Source organism: Arthrobacter sp. Y3221114 (assembly GCF_059092625.1).
This window is the reverse complement of the sequence record NZ_JBNHHW010000007.1, coordinates 41,979-61,183: the sequence shown is the minus strand read 5'-3', so window position 1 is coordinate 61,183 and position 19,205 is coordinate 41,979. Positions and strand designations below refer to the sequence as shown.

The window sequence follows — 19,205 nt, the reverse complement described above, 5'->3', positions numbered from 1 at the left end:
GGGGATACTGGAACCATGCAGCTGATGAGAGGACAACGATGACCAGCACGGTGCTGTATGCCGCGGTGACCGGGGAAGCAATCGACGTGGGGGAGGCGGCCGCCGCGGTGGATTCAGCCGAATGCGGTGCCGTGGTCAGCTTTAGCGGCGTGGTCCGCAACCACGACGGCGGCCAGGCCGTGGCCGCGCTGTCCTACTCCGCCCACCCCAGCGCCCAGCGCGTGATCGCCGAGGTCGCCGGGCAGATCGCCGCGGGGCACGACGGCGTGCGGATCTGGGTCGCGCACCGCACCGGGCCGTTGGCGATCGGGGATCCGGCCCTGGTCGCCGCCGTCGCGTCCGCGCACCGCGCCGAAGCCTTTGCCGCCTGTTCCGAACTGGTGGACAGGATCAAGGAAGAGGTCCCGGTCTGGAAGGAACAGCACTTCGCGGACGGCAGCACCGAATGGGTAGGCATCGGCCAGTAGCGATACGCTGGACGGCATGACTGAGCAACTTGCGGTGGCCGTGCTGGGCGCCGGCGGACGGATGGGCAGCGAGGCCGTCAGGGCCATCCAGGCCGCCCCCGACCTGGACCTGGTGGCCGCGCTGAAGCGCGGCGATGCGCTGGAAGAACTGGTGGCCGCGGGGACGCAGGTCGTGGTGGACCTGACCACGCCGGACAACACCGAGGCCAACGTCCGCTTCGCCGTCGAGCACGGCCTGCACGCGGTGGTCGGCACCACCGGCTGGGACCAGGCCAAGCGGGAGTCACTGGCGGAGCTGCTGGAACAGCACCCCGGAACGGGCGTGCTGATTGCCCCCAACTTCGCGCTCGGTTCCGTGCTGGCATCAGCCTTCGCGGCCACCGCAGCCAGGTACTTCGAGTCGGTGGAGATCATCGAACTGCACCACCCGGACAAGGCGGATGCGCCCTCCGGCACCGCCGTCCGGACGGCGCAACTGGTGGCCGCCGCCCGCCAGGACGCAGGAGTCCCCGCCGGCCCCGACGCCACCACCAAGGCGCTCGACGGAGCCCGCGGCGCCGACGTTGACGGCGTGCGTGTGCACAGCGTGAGGCTGCGCGGCCTGGTGGCGCACCAGGAAGTGCTGCTCGGCGGGCCGGGCGAACAACTGACCATTCGGCACGATTCGTTCGACCGCGCCTCCTTCATGCCCGGCGTCCTGCTGGGCGTGCGGACCGTCACCGGGCGGCCCGGACTGACCTACGGACTAGACGGGTACCTGGAACTTTCATGACCAACGCCGAACACACGGGCCCCGCAGCGGACGGCGGCAACGGCCGCATCGGCTGGTATGCCCGGCACGGAGCCAAGATCTGGGTCGGTGTGATCATCGTCCTGCTGGTGGGCTACCTGGGAGCCACGCTGCAGCGGGCCTGGCTGATGCTCACCGAACCCGACCCCGTGGCCAAGGGCCTGGGCGTCGCGCTGGTGGTCCTGCCGATCATCGGGGCCTGGGCGCTGAGCCGGGAACTGCTGTTCGGCTCGCGGATGTCCAAGCTGGCCCGGACCCTGGAAGCCGAAGGAGGCTTGCCGGTGGACGACCTGCCGCGCACGCCGGGCGGGCGCATCGTGCGGGAGGCGGCCGACCGGGAGTTCCTGGTGTACAAGGCCGAGGCCGAAGCCGCGCCGGACGACTGGCGCAGCTGGTTCCGCCTCTCGTGCGCCTATGACGCCGCAGGGGACCGCAAGCGCGCCCGCGAGTCCATGCGCCACGCCATCACCCTCAGCCGCTCCTAAACCGTTCAGCGGCCCCGGCTGCCGGCCGGCCGGAGTGCCTCGCGGGTCAGCCGCGCCGCGGTGGAGGTCACCAGCTCGAACGGTCCGCGCCACCCCAAGGCCAGGAAAGCCATGCCCACCGCCACGGCTGCCAACACCTGCCACAGGTACGTCGGAAGTTCCGGAGCGGCCGGCGGCAACGCGCTGAGGACCCAGACGTGGGCGGAGTAGAGCGTCAGCGTCATGGCGCCGGCGCCCGCGAGCGGCAGCAGCAGCCACGGCAGCCGGGACGTCAGCAGCAGGCATACCGCGAGGACCGCGGCGGAGGTGCCCACCGTGTGCAGCAGGTCAAAGGTCGTTCCGGAATGCGGCGACGCGCCGCCCAGCCACCACCACGAGCCGCGTTGCTCGATCCAGCTCATGTTCACCTGGTACACCAGATCGAAGTCCGGCCGCCGTGCCGCTTCGGTCGCCGCTACCTCCGCATAACCGCCGAGCCGTTCCATCAGGAACCAGGAACCGGCCTTGGCGGCCACGGCCAGCACCGTGCCCACCGCCAGCAGCCCGAATTGCACGCCCGTGCGCTGCAGTTCCATGCGCCCGATCAGCAGGCCGGCCAGCAAATACCCGAGCCACTGCACCACGGGATAGTAGCCGGTGAGGAAAATGTCGCTGAGCAGCGTAGCCGGCGTCAGCAGGTCGTAGACCATGGGGTTGTGGCCCAGCTCGGCCGGATGCACGGCCGCCTCGGCCCAGGGCCGCAGCAGATGGCCCAGCACCGGCGAGAAGACGATCCAGCCGGCCGCCCACAGCGCCAGCACCCCGCGGCGCAGCTGAAGGAACGGCAGCGCACACAGGAACAGGACGCCGTAGTGGACCAGGATCACGGCGACGTTCACTTCCAGCGCGCCCAGCATCATGCCGACCGTGGCAATGAGCAGCGCACGCACGGCAATGCCCCCGCGGTCCGCGGCCAGGCTCCCGCCCCGATGGCCGCGGCTGCCGCCGGTGAGCAGCGCCAGCCCGACCCCGGCCAAGACCGCGAACAGCGCCGACGAGCGCCCGGAGAGCACCAGGCCCACGAAGTTCGGCTGCGGATCCGTGCCTGCGGTCCACGGCGAAAAGATGTGGGTCGCCATCATGCCCAGCAAGGCGATGCCGCGGGCCGCATCAATCCCGGCGATCCGCGGGCGGGTGGAACCTGGGCGCATGCACCGATAATCTCACAGCCGGCGGGGAGGCGGCTGTGAAACCAGCGGCCGGTGCACGATACCGTGAGGGAATGAACAGGTTCCAGAACCCGGCTGCCGCGCTCACGGAGCGGCCATGATGGGATTCGCGGTCAACGGGGACGACGGCGTGCGGCTGGCTTTCGAGGACACCGGCACCGGGGAGCCGCTGCTGCTGGTCCATGGGACAGCCCTGTCCAAGGCGACCTGGCGGGGGCTGGGCTACCAGCGTGCCCTCAAACCGCGGCACCGGGTGATCGCCCTGGACATGCGCGGGCACGGCCGCAGCGACAAGCCGCACGATGAGGGCGCCTACACGATGGAGCGTTTCATGGGCGACGTCGAAGCGGTGCTGGACGCCTGCGGGCTGGAAAGCGCGGACTACTTCGGGTATTCCTTCGGCGCACGGGTCGGACTCGCGATGGCCGTCTACCGGCGGGAGCGCCTGCGTTCGCTCACGATGCTTGGCGGAACCCACCGGAGCATGGCCGGCCAGGTCGGCAAGCTCTTCTTTCCCGACTATCTGGACGCGCTGGAGGCGGGCGGGATGGAAGAGTTCCTCCGCCGTTGGAACGAGCGCCGCGCGGTGCCGGTTGACGCGGCCACCCGGCAGGCCTTCCTGGCCAACGACCCGGCAGCCCTTGCCGCCTACTTCCGCGCGGGCGAAGAGCTGCCCGGCCTCGATCCCCGCCAAGTCCAGCGGATCCGGCTACCGGTCCTGCTGATTGCCGGCAGCAAGGACCACCCCCGCGCCGCGGAATCGCGCCAGGCTGCCGCCCTGCTGCCCGACGGACACTTTGCCGAGCTCCCGGGCCTGGACCACGCCGGGTGCCTCTCCGCCCGGGACGACGTGACCGCCCTGCTGACCGATTTCCTGGGACGCGTCCACACGCCCGGCTGAGAAACCCGCGGGTGCGCGCCCCTGGGCGCGGGGCGGAGCCACGGCATGTGACGTGACACTCTGTGTCGCGCCTTGTACGCCATTGCTGATAGCGCCTTCGGACACGGTAACGTTTTCCCTATGGTTGAGTCTGACGTTCGTGAGTATCCCTTCGGCACCATGGTCACCGCTATGGTCACCCCCTTCACGGAGGAGGGAGAGGTCGATTACGGGAAGGCAGCCGAACTGGCGGACAAGCTGGTCCAGGACGGTTCCGACGGACTCGTCGTCACCGGCACCACCGGCGAGACCTCGACGCTCACCGACGATGAGAACGAGGGAATGTTCCGGGCCGTCGTTGAGGCAGTGGGCGGACGGGCCAAGGTGATTGCCGGGTCCACCACCAACGACACCCGACACTCGATCAGCCTCTCCCGGCGCGCCGCCAGCGCCGGCGTGGACGGACTGCTCGTCACCGCCCCCTACTACAACAAGCCAAGCCAGGCCGGTGTGCAGGCCCACATCGAAACCATCGCTTCGGCCATCGACCTTCCGGTCATGGTCTACGACATCCCCGGCCGCGCCGGCATCAACATCGAGACGGAAACCCTGATCCGGCTGGCGGAGCACCCGCTCGTCGTCGCGCTCAAGGACGCCAAGGCGGACTATGCCGCCACCACCCGGGTCCTGGCCAACACGGATCTCGACGTCTACGCGGGCGACGACGGCCTGACCCTGCCGCTGATGGCGGCCGGCGCAGTGGGCGTGGTCAGCGTGAGCGCGCACGTGGCCACCCGGCAGTTCCGCGAACTCGTCGATGCCGCACTGGCGGGGGACTTCGCCACCGCACGCCGGCTCCACTTCGAACTGGACCCGATCATCCGGGCGGTGATGACACACGTCCAGGGTGCGGTCGCCGCCAAGCAAATCTTGAAGTGGCAGGGCGTCCTGCCGAATTCGGTCGTCCGGCTCCCGCTGGTGGAACCGACGGAGGCCGAGCTCGCGCCGGTCCGCGCCGACCTGGCCGAGGCCGGCTTGGCGCTGGGGGTCTGACCACCCGATGAGCGAATCCACCATCACACAGTTGCGCACGCCGCCGCTGCTTGAACCGGGGACGCTCCGGATCGTTCCGCTCGGCGGACTCGGGGAAATCGGCCGCAACATGGCGGTCTTCGAGATCGACTCCAAGCTGCTGGTGGTCGACTGCGGCGTGCTGTTCCCGGAAGAGCACCAGCCGGGAGTGGACCTGATCCTGCCGGACTTCTCGTACATCGAGGACCGGCTCGACGACGTCGTCGGCGTGGTCCTCACCCACGGGCACGAAGACCACATCGGCGCCGTCCCGTACCTGCTGCGGATGCGGCAGGACATCCCGCTGATCGGTTCCCGGCTCACCCTGGCCCTGGTCGAGGCCAAGCTGGCCGAGCACCGGATCGCACCGCATGCCCTCACGGTCACGGAGGGCCAGATCGAGCAGTTCGGGCCCTTCGAGTGCGAATTCGTGGCGGTCAACCACTCGATCCCGGACGCCTTGGCGGTCTTCATCCGCACTGCGGCCGGCACGGTGCTGCACACCGGCGACTTCAAGATGGACCAGTTGCCGCTGGACGGCCGGATCACCGACCTGCGCGCGTTCGCCCGGCTGGGGGAGGAAGGCGTGGACCTCTTCATGGCCGACTCCACGAACGCCGACGTCCCCGGCTTCACCACGGCGGAGAACGAAATCGGCCCGGTGCTGGAGCGATTGTTCGGCCAGGTGCAAAAACGCATCATCGTCGCCTCCTTCGCCTCCCACGTGCACCGCGTGCAGCAGGTGCTCGACGCCGCCGCGGCCCACGGCCGGCATGTGGCGTTCGTCGGCCGCTCCATGGTGCGGAACATGGGCATCGCGGCCAAACTGGGCTACCTGAACGTCCCCAACGGCATCCTCGTGGACCTGAAAAACGTCGAGGACTTCCCGGACGACCGGATCGTGCTGATGTCCACCGGATCGCAAGGCGAGCCGATGGCGGCGCTGTCCCGGATGGCCAACGGCGACCACCGCGTCCAGGTCGGCGCGGGGGACACGGTGATCCTGGCGTCGTCGCTGATTCCTGGCAACGAGAACGCCGTCTTCCGGGTGATCAACGGCCTGCTGAAGCTTGGTGCCGACGTCATCCACAAGGGCAATGCCAAGGTCCACGTGTCCGGCCACGCAGCGGCCGGCGAACTGCTGTACTGCTACAACATCCTGCGGCCCAAGAACGCCCTGCCGGTGCACGGTGAGACCCGCCACCTGATCGCCAACGGCCGGCTGGCCGAGCAGACCGGCGTCCCCGCCGCGAACGTGCTGCTCGCGGACGACGGATCGGTCGTCGATTTGAAGGACGGCACGGCACGCATCGTCGGCCAGATCGAATGCGGCTACGTGTATGTGGACGGATCCAGCATCGGCGAAATCACCGACGCCGACCTCAAGGACCGCCGGATCCTGGGCGAGGAAGGCTTCATCTCCGTCATCACCGTGGTGAACCGCAGCACCGGCCAGATCGTCTCCGGTCCCGAAATCCATGCGCGCGGGTTCGCCGAGGACGATTCGGTGTTCGACGACATCAAACCCAAGATCATCGCCGCCCTGGAAGAAGCCGTGGTCAACAACATGGACCACACGACGTACCAACTGCAGCAGGTGGTCCGCCGGGTGATCGGCACGTGGGTGAACAAGCGGCACCGCCGCCGGCCGATGATCGTTCCCGTGGTCCTGGAGGCCTGATCCCGCAACCGGCGCAGCCGATCCGCCGGGGCGAAATCCCGCGGATAACTCCGGTCAGCCGGTAACCTTGCCACTATGGCGACTCGTACTTCCCCTGCCCGAAAAGGCACCCAGCAGTCGCGCGGTAAGGCTACAGGCACCACTGCGCGCTCCTCCTCGGGGCGTTCCAGCAAGACCAAGGTGCTCGATGTGCAGCCCCAGGAGGAGCAACTTCCGCTGCTGGCCCGGCTGATCCATGGGCTGTGGATGGGCGTGGCGCGTCCGGTGGCCGCGGGCGTCCGGAAGCTGGGCCCCGATGTGCGGCCCGATCCCGAACTGCGCCGTGACGGCACCGGCTTCTTCCTGCTGCTGTTGGCCGCCTGCGTGGCCACCGTGGAGTGGTGGGCGCTGGACGGCTGGTTCGGAGACGCCGTGCATGCCATGGCCGGCGGGACCTTCGGCTGGATGGCGCTGGTGTTGCCGGTGCTGCTGCTGATCATGGCCGTGCGCCTGATGCGCTACCCGGAGAACTCTCCCGCCAACAGCCGCATCTCCATCGGCCTCATCCTGGCGCTGGCGTCCGGTTCCGGGCTGGCCCATGTCATCGGCGGGCAGCCCGCGCTGGCTGACGGCTTCGATGCCCTGTGGGCGGCCGGCGGCATGGCCGGCTTCCTGCTTGCCGCACCGCTGGCAGCGGTCACCCTGTGGCTGCCGGTCGCCTTCTACGGACTGCTGGCCTTCACCAGCATCCTGATCGTGACCGCCACGCCGTTCCGCCACATACCCATGCGCCTCCGGATGCTCTACGAGCACCTGATGGGCCAGGACCCGTCGGCAGAGGCCGAGTACCGGCAGGCCGCCGACGGGCATGACCAGAGCTACCTCTACGCCGATGAAGCCCCGGCCAAGGAACGCAAGCCGCGGCGCAAGTTGTTCGGCAAGCGCAAGACCGAAGAGGCCGACGCCGACGACGAGGGTTTCTACTTCGACGAGGCATTCGAAACACCGGTGATTGAAGCCGAGGAGCCTGAGGAAGAAGCCGGAACGGAGCAGGCGGCACCGGCCGTGCCGCCGGGGGTGCGCAGGCCCACCCAGGCCGAGCTCGCCGTCGAAAAAATCAAACGCAACCAGGGGCTGGTACCCGAAGGCGCCACCGAGGCGTTGCCGGTGTTGCCTACCGCCGCGGCGGTGGCCGCGGCCCCCACCGTGCCGGCCAACCCGGTGCAGCCGCAGCCGCCGGCCACCCCGATCCCGCAGCGCACCGAGCAGCTGCAGTTGGCCGGTGACGTCGCCTACACCTTGCCGCCCTCGGATTTCCTGCCGCCGGGTCCGCCCTCGAAGGAACGCTCGGAAGCGAACGACGCCGTCGTCAAGGCGCTGACCGAGACGCTGGACCAGTTCAAGGTGGACGCGAAGGTGACCGGGTTCTCCCGCGGCCCCACGGTGACCCGCTACGAGATCGAGCTGGCGCCGGGCACCAAGGTCGAACGGGTCACCGCGCTGTCGAAGAACATTTCCTACGCCGTGGCCAGCTCGGACGTGCGCATCCTGTCGCCGATTCCCGGAAAGTCGGCCATCGGCATCGAGATCCCGAACACGGACCGCGAGACGGTCTCCCTGGGCGACGTGCTCAGGTCGAACAACGCCCGCAAGACCGAGCATCCGATGGTCATGGGCGTGGGCAAGGACGTGGAGGGCGGGTTCGTGCTGGCCAACCTGGCCAAGATGCCGCACCTGCTCGTCGCCGGCGCCACCGGCGCGGGCAAGTCTTCGTTCGTGAATTCGATGATCACCTCCATCCTGATGCGCTCGACGCCGGACGAGGTGCGGATGGTCATGGTGGACCCCAAGCGCGTGGAACTGACCGCGTACGAGGGCGTGCCGCATTTGATCACGCCGATCATCACCAATCCGAAGAAGGCAGCCGAGGCGTTGCAGTGGGTGGTCCGGGAGATGGACACCCGCTACGACGACCTCGCCAACTTCGGTTTCAAGCACATCGATGATTTCAACAAGGCCGTGCGCAACGGGAAGGTTGTGCCGCCGGCCGGATCCAAGCGCGTGATCAAGCCCTACCCGTACCTGCTGGTGATCGTGGACGAGCTCGCCGACCTGATGATGGTCGCCCCGCGGGACGTTGAGGACTCCATCGTCCGCATCACCCAGCTTGCCCGCGCCGCCGGCATCCACCTGGTGTTGGCCACCCAGCGGCCTTCGGTGGACGTGGTGACCGGCTTGATCAAGGCCAACGTCCCGTCGCGGATGGCGTTCGCCACCTCGTCGGTGACCGACTCCCGCGTTGTGCTCGACCAGCCCGGCGCCGAGAAACTGATCGGCCAGGGCGACGCCCTGTTCCTGCCGATGGGCGCCAACAAGCCCATCCGCGTCCAGGGTGCCTGGGTCTCCGAATCGGAAATCCACCGGGTGGTGGAACACGTCAAGGGACAGCTGCAGGCCGTCTACCGGGAGGACGTCGCCGTCGAGGCGCCGAAGAAGCAGATCGACGACGACATCGGAGACGACCTGGACGTGCTGCTGCAGGCGACCGAACTCGTGGTCACCACGCAGTTCGGCTCGACGTCGATGCTGCAGCGGAAGCTGCGCGTGGGCTTCGCCAAGGCCGGCCGCCTGATGGACCTGCTCGAGTCCAGGGGCGTGGTCGGCCCGTCCGAGGGCTCGAAGGCACGCGACGTGCTGGTCAAGCCGGACGACCTGGCCGCGACGCTCGCCGCTATACGGGGCGACGAGCCGCCGGCGGCCGCCCCGGGCGAGGCAAGCGAAGCCGATTCGCTGACGGAGGCGCTGGCAGAGAACGCCAACGCGAACCACGGATTCGACGGCCCGCGTGACTTGGTCGCCGAAGACCTGGACTCCCGGCCGCAGGCGGAGGACTATTACGACGGCGACGATTCAGGGTCCGAGGACGCCTGGAGCCTGACCGGGCGCTGACGAGCGTGCCGCACTCCCGGTCGGCGGCCGAAGCGGCACGGCAGGCGGGTAGCCTTGAAACCGTGACTGATTCAGTGTCCCGGCCCGTGCCCCTGCTCAATATCGCCAACGTCCTCACCACGGTGCGGATCCTGCTGGTTCCGTTTTTCATCTGGTTCCTGCTGGTTGACGCCGGAGCGGGACAGCTGTTCCGCTGGTTGGCCGTGGTGGTTTTTGCCGTCGCGATCTACACCGACAAGCTGGACGGCGACCTGGCGCGGTCCCGGGGCCTGATCACCAACTTCGGCAAGATCGCCGACCCGATCGCCGACAAACTCCTGATCGGTTCGGCCCTGATCCTGCTGTCGGTGCTGGGCGACCTGCCGTGGTGGATCACCATCGTCATCCTCGTCCGGGAACTGGGCATCACCTTGCTGCGTTTCGTCATCATCCGCTACGGCGTCATGCCGGCCTCGCGCGGCGGCAAGCTGAAGACAGTACTGCAAACCTTGGCGATCTTCCTCTTCCTCCTGCCGCTGGAGGCATGGCTCGGAGCCTGGGCCGTCTGGGCGGCCTTTGCCGTCATGGCGGTCGCCGTCGTCGTTACAGTGGTGACCGGGGTCGACTATGTGGTCAAAGCCGCGGCACTGCGCCGTACTGCCCTCGCGAAGACCCAGGGCCGGCCGTGAACCACACACCCGCGTCCGTGGTCGTCGGGGCCGCCATCGCACGGAAGGTGACGTTGGCCACCGCCGAATCCCTGACGGCAGGAATGGTGGCTGCCGAGCTGGCCACCGTGCCGGGAGCTTCGGGTACGCTCCAGGGCGGCGTTGTGTCTTACCAGAGCCGGATCAAGACAGCGGTGCTCGGCGTCGACGCGGGGCTGTTGGCGCGCGAGGGCGCAGTCACCGAAGCGGTCGCGTGCCAGATGGCCGACGGCGCCAGGCGCGTGTTGCAGGCCGATATCGCGGTGTCCACCACCGGGGTGGCGGGACCGGAACCGCACGGCGGACGGGATCCAGGAACCGTGTGGATCGGCGTTGCGTCCCCGGAAGGCACGCGTGCCGTCGAGTTCCACTTCGAGGGGGACCGCGCCCACATCCGGCGGCTGGCGTGTGAAGCCGCCATCGATGAACTGGGCCGCGCGATCGACTCGGCGGCAGGCCTGGCGGTAACGGAGATTCGGGCCCGGGAACAAAAACTTTGATTCAGTAGTTATCAAAGGGTGTCAGCAACTGTTACGTTGTTGGCCTAGGCTTGGAAGACAGCGGCGCAGGCCGCACACCTCATGAGGGAGCAAGGCGATACAGATGGTAAAGCAGCCCGTGTCCGTAAACGGTGTAGTCCGTTGGCGTGATGTGGGATTGGCCGAAGAACCGCGCAGGGAGCAGAAGGAGCGCAAAATGGTGGTGCTACGACACGAAATTGGCGACGTCCTCCGCGATGTCCGGCAGCGTCAGGGACGTACCCTGCGCGAAGTGTCGCACAGCGCCCGTGTCTCCCTTGGATACCTGAGCGAAGTCGAACGCGGTCAGAAGGAAGCATCGTCGGAACTCTTGTCCTCGATCTGCTCGGCCTTGGACGTTCCCCTGTCGCACATGCTCCGGGAAGTCAGCGACCGCGTCGCTGACGCCGAGGGCGTTGTCATCCCCGACACCGTCCCGCAGGAACTGTCCCGGGAGTTTGTCGGGGCCATTCCCGACGAGCTGCCCGACGAGCTCCGCGGATTGGCTTCCGCCCGCTACTGACCCAAAAACCCGAACCGGCCGGTTTCGCCCTTGTGGCGGGACCGGCCGGTTTTGTTTGTACCCGGCATTGTCCGCGGGGCCGCGCCTGCGCGTCGGCGGGAATCCCTGCTGCTAGTGGACCGGCGGCTCGTTCGCGTAGGAAGCGTTGAGCCGGTCCAGCAACTGTCCCAGCGTGGACAAGTCTTCGACGGACCAGTCGCCGAGACGCTCGTGGAAGGCGACTTTGCGCGCGGCCTGGGCCTCGGCCAGCTTCTCCAGCCCGGCAGGAGTCAGGGTGATCGATTGGGCCCGTCCGTCCAGTGGATCAGCCTCCTTGCCCACCAGTCCCAACTGTTCCAGCATGGCGATCTGGCGGCTGACAGAGGGTTTGCCAACGCCGATGGCCGCCGCCAGTTCGGTCAGGCGCATGGAGCGCTCCCGCTGGAGGATCAGCAGCAGCCCGTAAGCGGCAGGCTCCATATCCGGGTGGACGTTGCGCGCCACCCGGTGCGAGTTCGCCCTGGCCCGGCGCCAGAGCAGGCTCAACTGCCGTTCAAGTGCTTCGATGGCCGCATCGAACCCTGCATCTGCGCTGCCTGTGGCATGGTCTGTCATGGGCTAATTGTAATGAGCGGCGTGCAGACGAAGGGCAACGGAGGCCTGACGCGCCGTAGGCGCCGGCGGCCGGCGCTGAATCCCGGTCGCGGCCGGTTGTTACCGGACGGACACGTGAGAAGATGGACGCGTGCGAACCAGTGACTTCTGGCGGTTGATGGACGATGAATTCGGTCCCGCGTACTCGCATGTCCTCGCTGCCGATCTGGTGCTGGGGCAACTCGGGGGCCGTACCGCGGCGGAAGCGCTGGCCGCAGGAATCCCGCCCAAATCCGTGTGGCTGGCCCTCTGCGATGTCCAGGATGTTCCCCCGGAACGGCGCTGGGGCAAGGACCGCGAGCCGCGCGGCTGAAACAGACACGCCCGCGCCAAAAAGCCGATATGTTCGAAAGTGTGTTCGGATCCCGCTAAGCTTCTACACAGACCCCGGGTGGACGGATTATCCACACGCTCCGCTGCCGCTCCCATTTTGTCCGAACCGGCGGTTACGGTCGGAAGACGTCAAGACAAAAAAGGCCCGAGGGCCGCAAGAGACTGAGGTGAACAATGGCCGCACCAGCTGACCGCGAGAAGGCACTGGAAGCTGCGCTGGCGCAGATCGACAAGCAGTTCGGCAAGGGGTCGGTGATGCGGCTCGGTGACGACACGCGCGCCCCCATCGAAACGATCTCCACCAGCTCGATCACCTTGGACGCGGCCCTGGGCATCGGCGGTTTGCCGCGGGGCCGCGTGGTGGAAATCTACGGTCCGGAATCCTCCGGCAAGACCACCGTGGCGCTCCACGCCGTGGCCAGCGCGCAGCGGAACGGCGGCATCGCAGCCTTCATCGACGCCGAGCACGCCCTGGACCCCGAATATGCCAAGAAGCTTGGCGTTGACACCGACGCCTTGCTGGTGTCGCAGCCGGATACCGGTGAGCAGGCCCTGGAAATCATGGACATGCTGATTGGCTCCGGCTCGCTGGATATCATCGTGATCGACTCCGTCGCAGCCCTCGTGCCCCGCGCGGAAATCGAGGGCGAAATGGGTGACAGCCACGTTGGTCTCCAGGCGCGCCTCATGAGCCAGGCCCTGCGAAAGATCACCGGGCGACTCAACCAATCGAAGACCACGGCAATTTTCATCAACCAGCTGCGCGAAAAGATTGGCGTGTTCTTCGGCAGCCCGGAGACCACCACGGGCGGTAAGGCGCTGAAGTTTTATGCATCGGTGCGCATCGATGTGCGCCGGATCGAAACCTTGAAAGACGGCGCCAACCCGGTGGGCAACCGCACCCGGGCCAAAATCGTCAAGAACAAGATGGCCCCGCCTTTCAAGCAGGCAGAGTTCGACATTCTCTACGGTCATGGCATTTCCCGCGAGGGCAGCCTGATCGACATGGGCGTGGAACATTCGCTGGTCAAGAAGTCAGGCGCCTGGTTCACCTACGACGGTGACCAGCTTGGCCAAGGCAAGGAAAACGCCCGTAAGTTCCTGATCGACAACCCGGACCTGGCAGATGAGCTGGAGCGCAAAATCCGGCAGAAGCTCGGGATCGACCCCGTTCCGGACAGCGGAGAAGAAGGCGGGCCGAAGCTCAAGGCCGTCGACGGATTCTAGGTGGCCCGCAGGAACGGGCCGGCCGCCGGGCCCACGCCGGGCAGCCCGGCCGATCTGGCGCCCGAGGCGGATCCGCACGCCGTGGCACGCTCGATTGTGCTGGGCGCGCTGACACGGTCCCCGAAGAGCCGCGCCCAGCTGGCCGCTAAGCTGGCTGAGCGCGGCGTCCCGGACGACGTCGCCGAGTCGGTCCTCGATCGTTTCGAAGAGGTCAAGCTCATCGACGACGCAGAGTTCGCCGAAATGTGGGTGCGCAGCCGCTCCCAGACCCGTTCCTTGGCGCGCGCTGCGCTCAAGCGGGAACTCGCGGAGAAGGGGATTTCCGGCGACACCGCCGAGCAGGCGCTTGACCAGCTTTCGCCCGACGACGAGCTTGAAGCCGCGCGGGGACTGGTTCGCCGCAAGATCCGTCCCGACTGGCACTTGGCCGACCGGTCGGAAAGGGACAAGCATCTGCGGCGGTTGATTTCCATGCTGGCCCGCAAGGGCTATTCGCCCTCCCTCGCCTACCGGGTTGCGGATGAGGAACTTGGCGACGCCGCCACCCCGGAGTACTAAGCCCAGCCGTTATGGTTTTGAGACTTTTCCTGAAATGGTCGGTACTATTGTGCGACTGTGAGCCCATCGCATAATGAACGTCGACAATTCACCCAGCTACGCAGGAGCACCCGCAGGCGGCGCCGCCTCCGGATTGCGGCGGGCCTGGCTCTTGGCTCTGTCGCTGCCGTCGGTGCAACCGCGGCAGCGGGCCTCCACAACGGTCCAAGCCCATCCGCGGCCGTGGAATCCCTCGGAGCCCCGGTGGAGCAGCTGATGGGTTGGAGCGACCCGGACGAGGGACAGCGGGCGTTGGCGCGTGCTGCCCAGCGGCAGCAAGAGCAGGGGGCGTCCACAGACGCGGGTGCCCAGCAGAAATCCGCCCGGGCGGGGGAAGCAAGCCACGCGGGGGAGCAGGAAACTGCCGCCGGACAAGCGGAGGAAGCCGCTGCTGCGGAGGGCACAGAGCAGGAAGCCGCCGCCCCGGAGAGTGCGGGGCAACAAGGGACCGCCGGGGCGCAGACGGATCCGGCACGGGAGGCCGCGCCGGCGGACACGGCCGGGAAGGCAGCTGCGGCGGACGCGGCCAAAGAACAAGCCGCACCGGGCGCAGCCGAAGAGCACGCTGCAGCTGGTGCAGCCGCAGAACAAGACGGCTCCCGGGCGCCCGCCGAAGCGCCGAGGAGCGACTCCGGGCCAGCCGACGCCTACGCCGGAGGCGCCCTGTCTTCCGCAGGCTGGGTCGCCGGAGAGTTGGGCTGCCTCGAAACGCTGTGGAACACGGAAGCGGAAGGAAGCTCCAGCGCTGGCGATGCGACCAGCGGCGGGTATTCCTTCCGGACCTCGATCGACCGGGGCCTGGACTACATCGAGTCCCGGTACGGTTCGCCGTGCCTGGCACTGGACTTCCAGCTGGACAATAACTGGTACTGATCTTCGGCCCGCAGATTGTGGCCCGTCCCGCCGCAGGCCGTACCCTTGTAAGGTGAGTTTGACTGCCCCTGCCCCGACCATCGAGTTGCAGCCCGAAGCCCGCACTTACCAAGTGCGCACGTTCGGCTGCCAGATGAACGTACACGATTCCGAGCGGCTTGCCGGGCTCCTCGAAGCAGCCGGCCTGGTCGAATCCCAAGGCGGGCAGGCCGACGTCGTGGTGTTCAACACCTGTGCGGTGCGGGAGAACGCCGACAACAAGCTGTACGGCAACCTTGGCCAGCTCGCCCCCGTGAAGGAACGCAACCCCGGCATGCAGATTGCCGTCGGTGGTTGCCTGGCGCAGAAGGACCGCGAGACGATCCTTCAGAAGGCGCCCTGGGTGGACGTCGTGTTCGGCACTCACAACGTGGGTTCGCTTCCCGCGCTGCTGGAGCGTGCCCGGCACAATAACGAAGCGCAGCTGGAAATCCTCGAATCGCTCGATGTCTTCCCCTCGACGCTGCCCACAAAGCGCGACGCGGTGTACTCCGGGTGGGTTTCCATCTCGGTCGGTTGCAACAACACCTGCACGTTCTGCATCGTGCCCTCGCTGCGCGGCAAGGAACGCGACCGCCGGCCGGGAGACATCCTGGCGGAGGTCCAGGCCTTGGTCGACGACGGTGCCATCGAGGTCACCCTGCTGGGGCAGAACGTGAACTCCTACGGCGTGGAATTCGGCGACCGCGGCGCCTTCGCGAAGCTGCTGCGCGCCTGCGGCAGCATTAGCGGCCTTGAGCGGGTCCGGTTCACCAGCCCGCACCCGGCGGCATTTACCGACGACGTCATCGACGCCATGGCCGAAACACCCAACGTGATGCCGCAGCTGCACATGCCGCTGCAGTCCGGTTCGGACAAGGTCCTGAAGGACATGCGCCGCTCGTACCGGTCCACGAAGTTCCTCGGCATCCTCGACAAGGTCCGGGAACGGATTCCGCACGCGGCTATCTCTACCGACATCATCGTCGGCTTTCCGGGGGAGACGGAGGAGGACTTCCAGGCCACGCTGGACGTGGTGGAACGGGCCCGCTTCGCCAGTGCCTTCACCTTCCAGTACTCCAAGCGGCCCGGCACCCCGGCCGCGGAACTGCCGGACCAGCTGCCCAAGGCCGTGGTGCAGGAGCGCTACGAGCGTTTGATTGCCCTGCAGGACCGGATTGCTGCCGAAGAGAACGCCAAACAACTGGGCAGACGGCTCGAGGTCATGGTGACAGCCCAGCAGGGACGCAAAGCGGAAGCAACCCACCGGCTCTCCGGGCGGGCCCGTGACCAGCGGCTGGTGCACTTTTCCGTGCCCGAGGGCGCGCCGGCGCCGCGGCCGGGCGATCTGGTCACGGTGACAGTCACCGAGGCGGCGCCCTTCCACCTGATCGCCGACCCGCTGTCCGAAGCGGACTACCAGCTGCGCCGCTCACGGGCCGGTGATGCGTGGGACCGCTCCCAGGCAGATTCCTGTGCCGTACCCGCGGCCCCGGGCAGGCCTGCCCAGGTGTCGCTGGGCATGCCGGCGCTGCCCGGCCGAACCGCCTGACGGCGATGCCGGTCCACCCGCAAACGCTGCCGGACGGCCCGGCGGTCATCGCCGTCGTCGGCCCCACCGGATCCGGAAAATCTGACCTCGCCGTGGCGCTGGCCCGGCGGATGGGCGGGGAAGTGATCAACGCCGACGCCATGCAGTTTTACCGCGGCATGGATATCGGCACGGCCAAAATGGACGTGGCTGAGCGGCAAGGGATCGAGCACCACCTGCTCGACATCCTCGACGTGACGGAAGAGGCGAGTGTCTCGGCGTACCAACAACAGGCCAGGGAAGCTATCGATGCCGTGCACGCACGGGGGCGCAGGGCCATCCTCGTCGGTGGCTCGGGATTGTATGTACGGGCCGCCCTCGATGCGATCGAGTTTCCGGGCACCGATCCGGCCCTGCGCCGGGCCCTGGAGGAAGAGCTGGAGGCGCGCGGCCTCGCGGCCATGCGGGAACGGCTGCGGCAGGTCGACCCGGTTTCCGCCGGGCGGCTGGCTGATGCCCGCCGGGTCGTCCGGGCGCTGGAAGTCCGGCAACTGACCGGGCGTCCGTTCAGCTCCTACATGCCCGAGCGGGAGTATGTCCGCCCAACCGTGCAGATCGGCCTCCGAGTGGACCGCGAGCAGCTAAGGCACCGCCTGGCCGGTCGCGTCCATACGATGGTGGAACGCGGACTGCTGGACGAGGTCGCCGCACTGGACCGGCGGGGTCTGCGCCAGGGCCGAACAGCCTCGCGGGCGCTCGGCTACGCACAGTTTCTGAAGGTGGTCGACGGCGAATGGACCCGGGACGAGGCCGCCGAGGACACCATCACCGCCACCCGCAAGTTCGCGCGGCGCCAGCTGACGTGGTTCCGCGCCGATCCCAGGATTCACTGGCTCGACTGGGAGGATCCGCTGGTGGCGGACAAGGCGGCCGCGCACATCGCTAAGCTTGAGCCGTGAGCAACCCCATTCCCGACCATCTGTCGGCCCTCGCCGGGCTGTCCTTCGCCAAGGGGCACGGCACCGGCAACGACTTCGTGCTGATTGCCGATCCGGACGGCGTCAAGGACATCGGGGCCGAAGCTGTCGCCGGGCTCTGCCACCGACACCTGGGCATCGGCGCAGACGGGCTCATCCGTGCGGTCCGGTCCCGGCACCTGCCCGAGGGCCGTGAGCTGCTGGAAAGGGCGCCGGAGGCCGAGTGGTTCATGGACTACCGCAACGCCGACGGCTCAACCTCTCAGATGTGCGGCAATGGGGTCCGCGTGTTCGTGCACTTCCTGCTGGCCGAAGGACTGGTCGAGCTGCCGGCGGGGGAATCGCTGACGATCGGCACCCGGGCGGGCATCAAAATCGTCAGCAGGTCCGCCAACGGCTATGCCGTGGACATGGGGCCGTGGGAGTTCATCTATCCGGCGGAGGCTGCCGCCAGGGCGATGGATTCCACGGTAAGCGCAGGCGGCCTCCAGGTGCCGCGGCCCGCACTGTCGGTGAGCCTGGGGAACCCGCACACGGTGGTCGCCCTCGCAGGGCTCGAAGAACTGGCCGCCACCGAATTGTTCCACGCGCCGGCCGTGGATCCGGTTCCGGAGAACGGTACGAACGTGGAGTTTGTCGTGCCGGCGGAACCCCTCGTGGCCGACGGAGCCGGCCACATCAGCATGCGCGTGCACGAGCGCGGGGTGGGGGAGACGCAGTCCTGCGGGACCGGCGCCTGTGCTGCTGCCGCCGCCATCCGCTACTGGGCGGGTGCCGGCGCTCCCGACGACTGGCAGGTCGGGGTGCCGGGCGGAGTCGTCCGCGTCCGGTTCATCCCTGCGGCCGACGGGCGGGAACATGTGGAGCTGAGCGGCCCCGCCGTGCTGGTGTCCCGAGGCACGCTGGCCTGAGGGAAGGGCCTCAGCCGGCCCGCCGGACACAGAGCACACGGAACGCCTTTGCGGTGCTTTCACGGCTGACGGCATAGTCCGACGGCAACTCGGCCGAAAGCCAGCGCTGCAGGGAGTCCGACCCCAGGTTCTTTTGGACGACCAGCCAGGCGGAGCCCCCCGGTGCGAGCCGGGGCAGCCACATCAACAACAGTTCGTGAAGCTCCCGCTTGCCGATCCGAATCGGAGGATTGGACCAGATGGTTTGGAACTGCAGGCCCGGGTCAACCTCTTCCGGGCGGCAGGCGCGGACATTGACCAGTCCCAGGGCCGCGGCGTTGTCATTGGTCAAAGCGATGCTGCGTTCGTTGACATCCACGGCCAGCACCGTGGCACCGGGGGACTTCAGTCCCATGGTGAGCGCAAGAGGTCCCCAGCCACAGCCGACGTCCAACAGGTTGCCTTCCGCTGCCGGCGGCGGGACCTCGTCCAACAATACCGCCGTGCCCTTGTCTACGCCGTCCGGGCTGAAGATGCCGCCGGCTGTCTGCAGCTGCCGCATGCGGCCGTCCAGCTCGACGGTGAGGGTGCGGCGAACCTCGGGATTGCCTGGCTGCGCGCTGAAGTAGTGCTCTGTTCCCATAATCGGCCAGATTAGTGCGCATACAGCGGAATCGGTATCAAGGCCCACCTAAGCAGCGTCGGCTCTGGTACCGTGGAACGCATGAAAAAACAGTGATTGCGCCGCAGCCTGCTGCCCCGTTCTTACCGGGACAGATCGTGCCGATGGTTGAGGCCTTGTCCTCCCCGGCCGCCGGACAATCACCGTTTCCGAGGGCCTCCGTCCCCCTTCCGAACGATCCAGCGCCGTAGCCGCTTGAGAGGCCGT

The 19,205-nt window shown here is 67.8% G+C and carries 20 protein-coding genes; 17 read left to right on the top strand and 3 right to left on the bottom strand.

Features of this window, described 5'->3' with window-relative positions:
- The first annotated feature begins 38 nt into the window (after positions 1-38).
- Genes AC5RV3_RS14805 through AC5RV3_RS14795 form a run of 3 tightly spaced genes read left to right on the top strand, consistent with a single transcriptional unit; the run spans position 39 to position 1,742 of the window.
- Positions 39-467, top strand: coding sequence for a molybdenum cofactor biosynthesis protein MoaE (locus tag AC5RV3_RS14805; RefSeq protein ID WP_494122784.1), 429 nt, complete (start codon positions 39-41; stop codon positions 465-467).
- Positions 468-483: 16 nt separating this feature from the next.
- On the top strand, positions 484-1,239 hold the full coding sequence (dapB, locus tag AC5RV3_RS14800) for a 4-hydroxy-tetrahydrodipicolinate reductase (RefSeq protein WP_494122783.1): 756 nt from the start codon (positions 484-486) through the stop codon (positions 1,237-1,239).
- Positions 1,236-1,742 (top strand): tetratricopeptide repeat protein, encoded by a 507-nt coding sequence (locus AC5RV3_RS14795; RefSeq protein ID WP_494113334.1) that lies wholly within the window; start codon positions 1,236-1,238, stop codon positions 1,740-1,742. The genes dapB and AC5RV3_RS14795 overlap by 4 nt, the downstream gene beginning before the upstream one ends.
- 5 nt (positions 1,743-1,747) lie before the next feature.
- Here the strand turns inward: AC5RV3_RS14795 and AC5RV3_RS14790 are convergent, their stop codons facing one another.
- Positions 1,748-2,932 (bottom strand): heparan-alpha-glucosaminide N-acetyltransferase domain-containing protein, encoded by a 1,185-nt coding sequence (locus AC5RV3_RS14790; protein WP_494122782.1) that lies wholly within the window; start codon positions 2,930-2,932, stop codon positions 1,748-1,750.
- A 115-nt stretch (positions 2,933-3,047) separates the two neighbouring features.
- Here AC5RV3_RS14790 and AC5RV3_RS14785 point away from each other — a divergent pair, with 115 nt between their 5' ends.
- From AC5RV3_RS14785 to AC5RV3_RS14755, 7 genes are all read left to right on the top strand, one after another.
- Positions 3,048-3,851: an alpha/beta fold hydrolase gene (locus tag AC5RV3_RS14785; RefSeq protein ID WP_494122781.1), complete on the top strand. Its 804-nt coding sequence runs from the start codon at positions 3,048-3,050 to the stop codon at positions 3,849-3,851.
- A 120-nt stretch (positions 3,852-3,971) separates the two neighbouring features.
- Positions 3,972-4,883 (top strand): 4-hydroxy-tetrahydrodipicolinate synthase, encoded by a 912-nt coding sequence (dapA, locus tag AC5RV3_RS14780; RefSeq protein WP_494113331.1) that lies wholly within the window; start codon positions 3,972-3,974, stop codon positions 4,881-4,883.
- 7 nt (positions 4,884-4,890) lie between these two features.
- Entirely contained in the window at positions 4,891-6,582 is a 1,692-nt protein-coding gene (locus AC5RV3_RS14775) for a ribonuclease J (protein WP_494122780.1), read from the top strand.
- Between the two features lie 75 nt (positions 6,583-6,657).
- Positions 6,658-9,510 (top strand): FtsK/SpoIIIE family DNA translocase, encoded by a 2,853-nt coding sequence (locus AC5RV3_RS14770; RefSeq protein WP_494122779.1) that lies wholly within the window; start codon positions 6,658-6,660, stop codon positions 9,508-9,510.
- Positions 9,511-9,572: 62 nt separating this feature from the next.
- Positions 9,573-10,178: a CDP-diacylglycerol--glycerol-3-phosphate 3-phosphatidyltransferase gene (gene pgsA / locus AC5RV3_RS14765; protein WP_494122778.1), complete on the top strand. Its 606-nt coding sequence runs from the start codon at positions 9,573-9,575 to the stop codon at positions 10,176-10,178.
- Entirely contained in the window at positions 10,175-10,696 is a 522-nt protein-coding gene (locus AC5RV3_RS14760) for a CinA family protein (protein WP_494122777.1), read from the top strand. Before pgsA ends, AC5RV3_RS14760 begins: the two co-directional genes overlap by 4 nt.
- A gap of 103 nt (positions 10,697-10,799) precedes the next feature.
- Positions 10,800-11,237 (top strand): helix-turn-helix domain-containing protein, encoded by a 438-nt coding sequence (locus AC5RV3_RS14755; protein WP_493988187.1) that lies wholly within the window; start codon positions 10,800-10,802, stop codon positions 11,235-11,237.
- Between the two features lie 111 nt (positions 11,238-11,348).
- Here the strand turns inward: AC5RV3_RS14755 and AC5RV3_RS14750 are convergent, their stop codons facing one another.
- Entirely contained in the window at positions 11,349-11,831 is a 483-nt protein-coding gene (locus AC5RV3_RS14750; RefSeq protein ID WP_493977755.1) for a MarR family winged helix-turn-helix transcriptional regulator, read from the bottom strand.
- Between the two features lie 130 nt (positions 11,832-11,961).
- Between AC5RV3_RS14750 and AC5RV3_RS14745 the strand changes: the two genes are divergently transcribed.
- The 7 genes from AC5RV3_RS14745 to dapF all read left to right on the top strand — a co-directional run bounded on the left by AC5RV3_RS14745 (position 11,962) and on the right by dapF (position 18,337).
- Positions 11,962-12,183: a DUF3046 domain-containing protein gene (locus AC5RV3_RS14745; protein ID WP_493988188.1), complete on the top strand. Its 222-nt coding sequence runs from the start codon at positions 11,962-11,964 to the stop codon at positions 12,181-12,183.
- 194 nt (positions 12,184-12,377) lie between these two features.
- Positions 12,378-13,430 (top strand): recombinase RecA, encoded by a 1,053-nt coding sequence (gene recA / locus AC5RV3_RS14740; protein ID WP_494113325.1) that lies wholly within the window; start codon positions 12,378-12,380, stop codon positions 13,428-13,430.
- 81 nt (positions 13,431-13,511) lie between these two features.
- Positions 13,512-13,988, top strand: coding sequence for a regulatory protein RecX (locus AC5RV3_RS14735; RefSeq protein ID WP_494122888.1), 477 nt, complete (start codon positions 13,512-13,514; stop codon positions 13,986-13,988).
- A gap of 222 nt (positions 13,989-14,210) precedes the next feature.
- Positions 14,211-14,900, top strand: a complete 690-nt coding sequence (locus AC5RV3_RS14730) for a hypothetical protein (protein ID WP_494122776.1) — start codon at positions 14,211-14,213, stop codon at positions 14,898-14,900.
- 52 nt (positions 14,901-14,952) lie between these two features.
- Positions 14,953-16,470 carry a tRNA (N6-isopentenyl adenosine(37)-C2)-methylthiotransferase MiaB gene (miaB, locus tag AC5RV3_RS14725; RefSeq protein ID WP_494122775.1) on the top strand — a complete coding sequence of 506 codons (1,518 nt, stop codon included), beginning with the start codon at positions 14,953-14,955 and terminating at the stop codon, positions 16,468-16,470.
- Positions 16,471-16,475: 5 nt separating this feature from the next.
- The gene (miaA, locus tag AC5RV3_RS14720; RefSeq protein ID WP_494122774.1) at positions 16,476-17,408 is read left to right on the top strand and encodes a tRNA (adenosine(37)-N6)-dimethylallyltransferase MiaA; all 933 of its coding nucleotides are present in this window, start codon (positions 16,476-16,478) and stop codon (positions 17,406-17,408) included.
- On the top strand, positions 17,405-18,337 hold the full coding sequence (gene dapF / locus AC5RV3_RS14715; RefSeq protein WP_494113321.1) for a diaminopimelate epimerase: 933 nt from the start codon (positions 17,405-17,407) through the stop codon (positions 18,335-18,337). The genes miaA and dapF overlap by 4 nt, the downstream gene beginning before the upstream one ends.
- A gap of 10 nt (positions 18,338-18,347) precedes the next feature.
- Here the strand turns inward: dapF and AC5RV3_RS14710 are convergent, their stop codons facing one another.
- On the bottom strand, positions 18,348-18,959 hold the full coding sequence (locus AC5RV3_RS14710) for a class I SAM-dependent methyltransferase (protein ID WP_494122773.1): 612 nt from the start codon (positions 18,957-18,959) through the stop codon (positions 18,348-18,350).
- Between the last annotated feature and the right edge of the window lie 246 nt (positions 18,960-19,205).

Coding starts and splice junctions, on each gene's coding strand:
- AC5RV3_RS14805 (WP_494122784.1), top strand. CDS start 39: ATGACCAGCACGGTGCTGTATGCCGCGGTGACCGGGGAAGCAATCGAC.
- dapB (WP_494122783.1), top strand. CDS start 484: ATGACTGAGCAACTTGCGGTGGCCGTGCTGGGCGCCGGCGGACGGATG.
- AC5RV3_RS14795 (WP_494113334.1), top strand. CDS start 1,236: ATGACCAACGCCGAACACACGGGCCCCGCAGCGGACGGCGGCAACGGC.
- AC5RV3_RS14790 (WP_494122782.1), bottom strand. CDS start 2,932: ATGCGCCCAGGTTCCACCCGCCCGCGGATCGCCGGGATTGATGCGGCC.
- AC5RV3_RS14785 (WP_494122781.1), top strand. CDS start 3,048: ATGATGGGATTCGCGGTCAACGGGGACGACGGCGTGCGGCTGGCTTTC.
- dapA (WP_494113331.1), top strand. CDS start 3,972: ATGGTTGAGTCTGACGTTCGTGAGTATCCCTTCGGCACCATGGTCACC.
- AC5RV3_RS14775 (WP_494122780.1), top strand. CDS start 4,891: ATGAGCGAATCCACCATCACACAGTTGCGCACGCCGCCGCTGCTTGAA.
- AC5RV3_RS14770 (WP_494122779.1), top strand. CDS start 6,658: ATGGCGACTCGTACTTCCCCTGCCCGAAAAGGCACCCAGCAGTCGCGC.
- AC5RV3_RS14755 (WP_493988187.1), top strand. CDS start 10,800: ATGGTAAAGCAGCCCGTGTCCGTAAACGGTGTAGTCCGTTGGCGTGAT.
- AC5RV3_RS14750 (WP_493977755.1), bottom strand. CDS start 11,831: ATGACAGACCATGCCACAGGCAGCGCAGATGCAGGGTTCGATGCGGCC.
- recA (WP_494113325.1), top strand. CDS start 12,378: ATGGCCGCACCAGCTGACCGCGAGAAGGCACTGGAAGCTGCGCTGGCG.
- miaA (WP_494122774.1), top strand. CDS start 16,476: ATGCCGGTCCACCCGCAAACGCTGCCGGACGGCCCGGCGGTCATCGCC.
- AC5RV3_RS14710 (WP_494122773.1), bottom strand. CDS start 18,959: ATGGGAACAGAGCACTACTTCAGCGCGCAGCCAGGCAATCCCGAGGTT.